General features: G+C 66.7%; 4 protein-coding genes and 1 pseudogene. 4 read left to right on the plus strand and 1 reads right to left on the minus strand.

Annotation, left to right across the window (positions count from 1 at the left end; all coding sequences use genetic code 11):
- The 4 genes and pseudogenes from RMN84_RS06785 to RMN84_RS06800 all read left to right on the plus strand — a co-directional run.
- Positions 1-1,021 (plus strand): annotated as a pseudogene (locus RMN84_RS06785) (2-oxoglutarate ferredoxin oxidoreductase subunit alpha); the annotation flags it as partial.
- 237 nt (positions 1,022-1,258) lie between these two features.
- Positions 1,259-2,281, plus strand: a complete 1,023-nt coding sequence (locus tag RMN84_RS06790) for a 2-oxoacid:ferredoxin oxidoreductase subunit beta (RefSeq protein WP_309611426.1) — start codon at positions 1,259-1,261, stop codon at positions 2,279-2,281.
- Positions 2,278-3,606 carry a deoxyribodipyrimidine photo-lyase gene (locus tag RMN84_RS06795; protein WP_309611427.1) on the plus strand — a complete coding sequence of 443 codons (1,329 nt, stop codon included), beginning with the start codon at positions 2,278-2,280 and terminating at the stop codon, positions 3,604-3,606. Before RMN84_RS06790 ends, RMN84_RS06795 begins: the two co-directional genes overlap by 4 nt.
- A gap of 13 nt (positions 3,607-3,619) precedes the next feature.
- The gene (locus tag RMN84_RS06800; protein WP_309611428.1) at positions 3,620-4,903 is read left to right on the plus strand and encodes a cyclopropane-fatty-acyl-phospholipid synthase family protein; all 1,284 of its coding nucleotides are present in this window, start codon (positions 3,620-3,622) and stop codon (positions 4,901-4,903) included.
- On the opposite strand, the gene RMN84_RS06805 is transcribed toward RMN84_RS06800, so the two are convergent.
- Positions 4,900-5,564, minus strand: a 665-nt coding sequence (locus RMN84_RS06805; RefSeq protein WP_309611429.1) for an SDR family NAD(P)-dependent oxidoreductase, incomplete at its 5' end; no start/stop codon positions are given. The genes RMN84_RS06800 and RMN84_RS06805 overlap by 4 nt on opposite strands.

A 5,564-nucleotide genomic window follows, 5' to 3' on the forward strand; every position in this document is an offset into this window, starting at 1 on the left:
CAGCCGACTCAAGGAATATCACGTCACCACCTTCCAGGCGGAGGACGAGATCGCCGCGATCTGCGCCGCCATCGGCGCATCTTACGCCGGTCAGCTCGGTGTGACCTCCTCGTCCGGTCCCGGCATCGCGCTGAAGGGCGAAGCCATGGGCCTCGCCTTCATGACCGAGCTCCCGCTGGTTATCGTCAATTCGCAGCGCGGCGGTCCCTCGACCGGGCTGCCGACCAAGACCGAGCAGTCCGACCTCTACCAGGCAGTTTACGGCCGCAATGGCGATGCGCCGATTCCGGTCATCGCCGCCCGCTCGCCGTCCGATGCGTTCGACTGCGCGATCGAGGCATGCCGCATCGCCGTGCGCTACATGACCCCCGTAATCCTCCTTACCGACGGCTATATCGCAAACGCCGCCGAGCCGTGGAAAGTCCCCGACATGGCCGGGTACGAGCCCTTCCCGGTGACCTTCCACACCGATCAACCGCCCGAAGGCGAAGGGGTCATGCCCTATGCCCGCAACGCCGAACTCGCGCGCCCGTGGATCGTCCCCGGTACCCCCGGCCTCGAACATCGCATCGGCGGAATCGAGAAGCAGCCGGGCACGGGCAACATCGACTATTCGGCCGAGGCCCATGCCGAAATGACCGCCATCCGCGCCGCCAAAGTGGCCGGCATCGCCGACTCCATCCCCGACCAAGAGCTTGCGCTAGGCAACCCGACCGGCACGCTCGTCGTCGTCGGCTGGGGTTCGACCTATGGCCCGATCCATCAGGCCGTCCGCCGTGCCCGGGCGAACGGTCACGACGTCGCCCACATCCACCTCCGCCACATCGCGCCGATGCCGAAAAATTTGTCTGTCCTACTCAACGGCTTTGCGCATATCCTCGTCCCCGAGATGAACAGCGGCCAACTCAAGACGATCCTGCGCGACACCTTCCTGGTCGACGCGAAGCCGCTCAACAAGGTCAGCGGCCAGCCCTTCACCATCGCGGAAATTCAGGCCGCGATCGAAGGGATGATCGCGTGATCCCGCACCCCCATGGCCAGTGTGAAGTTCGTGAAGATCGGCGCGCCGGGAGTGGTCCGACCGTTAACTTACCGCCATCAGCTTGTTCAGCTTCACCGATCGGTCACGGATCCGTTTTCAGGTGTACTTTAGTGAACTTTCGAGTGTCCAGGCGATGAAACAGATCAACCCCGTCCCCCTGATCATGATGCTCGCGCTGATCCTGCTGCTGCTCTATTATCTCCACGGAATTCGTTGATGAACGAAATTGCCAAAATCGTCCCGACCACCGCTAAGGACTGGGCCTCCGATCAGGAAGTGCGCTGGTGCCCCGGCTGCGGCGACTATGCGGTGCTCAAGGCCGTGCAGCGGACCATGCCCGACTTGGGCACGGCGCGCGAGAACACCGTGTTCGTCAGCGGCATCGGCTGTTCCAGCCGCTTTCCCTATTACATGGCGAGCTACGGCTTCCACACCATCCACGGCCGCGCCTGCGCCGTCGCCACTGGTGTAAAGCTCGCCAATCCGGCGCTCGACGTGTGGATCATTACCGGCGATGGCGACGCGCTGTCGATCGGCGGCAACCACACGATGCACCTGCTGCGCCGCAATCTCGACTGCCAGCTGCTCTTGTTCAACAACGAGATTTACGGCCTGACCAAGGGCCAATATTCGCCGACCAGCCGGATCGGCACGCGCGGCCCGTCGACCCCGTTCGGATCGGTCGACCGCCCCGCCACCCCGTGCAGCTTCGCGCTGGGCAGCGGCGCGCGCTTCATCGCCCGCGCCGTCGACGTGCACAAGGCACTGCCCGACGTGCTCAAGGCCGCCCACGCCTATAAGGGCGCCAGCTTCGTCGAGATTTTCCAGAATTGCGTGGTCTATAACGACGACGTCTTCGCCCCCTTCACCGCCAAGGAATTCGCCGCCGACCGCCAGCTTTGGCTCAAGGCGGGCGAGAAGATGCTGTTCGCGAACGGCACTAGGGGCCAGTCGTTCGACCGCGACAAGATGGTCCTGACCATCGTCGACGTCGGCGACGAAAGCATCCTGACCCACGACCCGAAGAACCGCACGCTCGCCCAACTGCTCATCGAAATGCCCGCCACCGCCGGCTTCCCGGTCGCGCTCGGCGTCATCTACGAAGACCCCGCGACGACCTTCGAAAGCGCCGTCCTCGAACAGAATGAAGCGGTCAGCAAAGGCAAGAAGGTCGACCTGCAGGCGCTCGTCGCCAAGGGTCAGAGCTGGCAGGTGGAGAAGGAACCGAGGGTCGAGTGACCGCCCTCCACTGGTTCCGCCAGGACCTGCGCCTCGCCGACAACGCCGCATTGCTCGCTGCAGCCGAGCAGGGTCCGACCGCCTGTCTCTACATCCTCGACGACGACACGCCCGGCGATTGGCGGATCGGGGGCGCGAAGCGGTGGTGGCTGCACCATAGCCTCGCCAGCCTGGCCCGTTCGCTCGATGCCATCGGTGGCCGCATCATCCTCCGCCGCGGCCCCGCCGCCGCCACCGTGACGCAAGTCGCGGACGAACTAGCCGTGACCAGCATTCACGCTACCCGCCTCGCCGAACCGTGGTGGCGGAAAGCGGATGAGGTGCTCGGCGACCGGCTTACCCTCTACGACGGCGATACGCTCGTTCCATCGGACCACATCACCACTGGCAGCGGCACCCCGTTCAAAGTCTATGGTCCCTTCTATCGCGCCCTGACCGAACACCTCCCGCCGCCCGAACCGCTGCCAGCGCCGAAGCGGATCGAACCCGCGAAAACCATTAAGAGCGACAGGCTCGAAGACTGGAACCTGCTTCCCAACCATCCCGACTGGGCAACCGGCTTCACCGACTGGCAACCCGGCGAGCAAGGCGCCGCCGCCAACTTCGCCGCCTTCGCCGACCATGCCGCCGCCTACGCCACCGCTCGCGACCTGCCGTCGGAGGAGGGCACCAGCCGCCTCTCGCCCCACCTCCACCACGGCGAGATAAGCGCCCGCCAAGTCTGGCACGGCCTCGCCGACGCCAAGTTTCGCAAGGAGCTGGCGTGGCGTGATTTCGCCCGTTCGGCGCTGCTCGCCCAACCCGGTCTCACCAGTAAAGCCACGCGGGCCGAAGTGCCTTGGCGTAGCGGCAAGGCCGCCGACGCCGACTTTGGCGCCTGGACGCAGGGACGCACCGGCTACCCGATCGTCGATGCCGGGATGCGCCAGATGTGGGCGACCGGCTGGATGCACAACCGCGTCCGTATGATCGCCGCCAGTTTCCTGGTGAAGCATCTTCTGATCGACTGGCGGCGCGGCGCGGCATGGTATTGGGACACGCTGGTCGATGCCGATCTCGCCAACAACAGCCTCAATTGGCAGTGGATTGCCGGCACCGGCAGCGACAGCTCGCCGTTCGGGCGGATCATGGCGCCGCTGTCTCAATCAGCCAAGTTCAACGCTGCCGATTACATCCGCCGCTGGGTGACCGAGCTGGCCGATCTCTCCGATGCCGACATCCATGATCCCGTGTTCCGCCCGGCTGGCTACCCGCCGCCACTGATTGGCCACCGCGAGGGTCGCGAACGGGCGCTTTCCGCTCTTGCCACCTTGCGCCATGGCTAGCAAAGCAACCGGCATGGCGTCGCGCGGACAGCATCTCTTCAGCGCGGATCGGCGCTTTGCTACCGGCGGCGGCCTGCTTGGCCTCGCCGCTCCGGCGTTCGATCGCGTGCTCGATCAACTCCACGAAGGGCTCCGCACCGGCGGGTTCCACGCCATCCTGCCCGACGGTGCCCGCCGCGAGATCGGCTTCCACGCCCCGGGTCCAGTCGCCACCGTCACCCTCCACAGCTGGATGTCGCTGGTACGCCTCGCCACCTCGGGCAGCGTCGGCTGGTACAAGGCGTGGGAGCACGGCGAATGGTCGTCGCTCGACCTGGTTGCCTTGTTTGAATTGTTCGCGGCCAACGCCGTTACCCTCGGCGACGCCGCCCGCGCCAAGGGTGCGGCGCGCTGGGTCAACGCGCTGGTCCACCGCCTGCGCGACAACGCCCCGGGGCAGGCGCGCGACAATATCGCCGCCCACTACGACCTCGGCAACGACTTCTATGCAGCATGGCTGGATGAGGGGATGACGTACAGCAGCGCCCACTTCCTTCGCTCACCGATGGAAGGTGTCGGATCGCACGAGGCGATCGAACCGGCGATGCTGCTCGAGCAGGCCCAGTCGTATAAAATCTCCCTCCTCCTCGACCGGCTTTCCCTCGCCCCCGGCTCCCGCTTGCTCGAAATCGGTTGCGGCTGGGGCAGTCTCGCCATCGCCGCCGCCCGGCGCGGCGCGATCGTCACCGGCCTGACGCTGTCGACCGAACAAAAGGCCTGGGCTGAGGCGCGCGTCGCCGAGGCCGGTCTGACCGACCGCATTACCATCCGCCTTCAGGATTACCGCGCCGTCACCGGCGAATATGACGCCATCGCCTCGGCCGAGATGGTCGAGGCGGTCGGGCAGCGCTGGTGGCCGGTCTACCTCGACACGATCGCCCGCGCGCTCCGCCCCGGCGGCCGCGCCGCGCTGCAATATATCAGCATCGATCACCGCCTGTTCGCCCGCTACTCCGCCAGCGCCGACTTCATCCAGGCGTATATCTTCCCCGGTGGGATGCTGGTCGACGAACCGAGTTTCGAAGCGTTGGCGCGGGGCCGCGGCCTGTCGTGGGACGGCCGCGACGGCTTCGGCGCACATTATGCCGAGACGCTCCGGCTATGGCGCGCCCGCTACGACGCCGCCGTCCAGCGTGGAGCGCTCGCGGGCTTCGACGACCGCTTCCACCGCCTATGGCGCTATTATCTGATGTATTGCGAGGGCGGGTTCAAAGGCCGCTGCATCGACGTCGCGCAGGTCACGATGGTCAAGGGCTAAGCGTCGATGTGCAGTCTGTCGCCGCTCACCGCGTCGCTGTTCAATCGCTCGACAATCGCGCGGGCGACGACCTCGGGCGGCTTGAGGCTGTCCGGCTCCTCGCCCGGGAACGCCAGCGCCCGCATCCGGGTACGGGTCGCGCCGGGGTCGATGATGTGGGTCCGGATCCGACCCGAATGCGCATTTTCGTCGGCATAGGCGCCGAGCAAGGTCTCCAGCGCTGCCTTCGACGCGCCATAGGCTCCCCAGAAGGCACGCGGGGTCGCCGCGACCGAGCTGGTCAGCGCCACGACGTCGGCCCGCTCGGCTCGCCGCAGCAGCGGGTCGAACGCCGCGATCAGCGCCTGGTTGGCGAGCAGGTTGAGCTGGATCAGTCGGGCAAACTCGGCCCCGTCGATATGCTCGACCGGGGTCAGCGAGCCGAGCATCGCGGCGTTGAGGACGAGCGCGTCGAGCGCCGACCAGCGCCCGGCAATCGCCTCTGCCAGCTTGCCGATCGCCGCGCCGTCGGCAAGGTCGAGCGGGGCGATCGTCGCGCTGCCGCCGGCCGCGTGGATGCGGTCTTCGACCTCCTCCAGTCCCGACGACGTCCGCGCGACGAGGATGACATGCGCTCCCGCAGCAGCGAGCGCCTCGGCGGTGGCGGCACCGATGCCGCGAC

Source organism: Sphingomonas sp. (genome assembly GCF_031380695.1).
Classification (GTDB): domain Bacteria; phylum Pseudomonadota; class Alphaproteobacteria; order Sphingomonadales; family Sphingomonadaceae; genus Sphingomicrobium.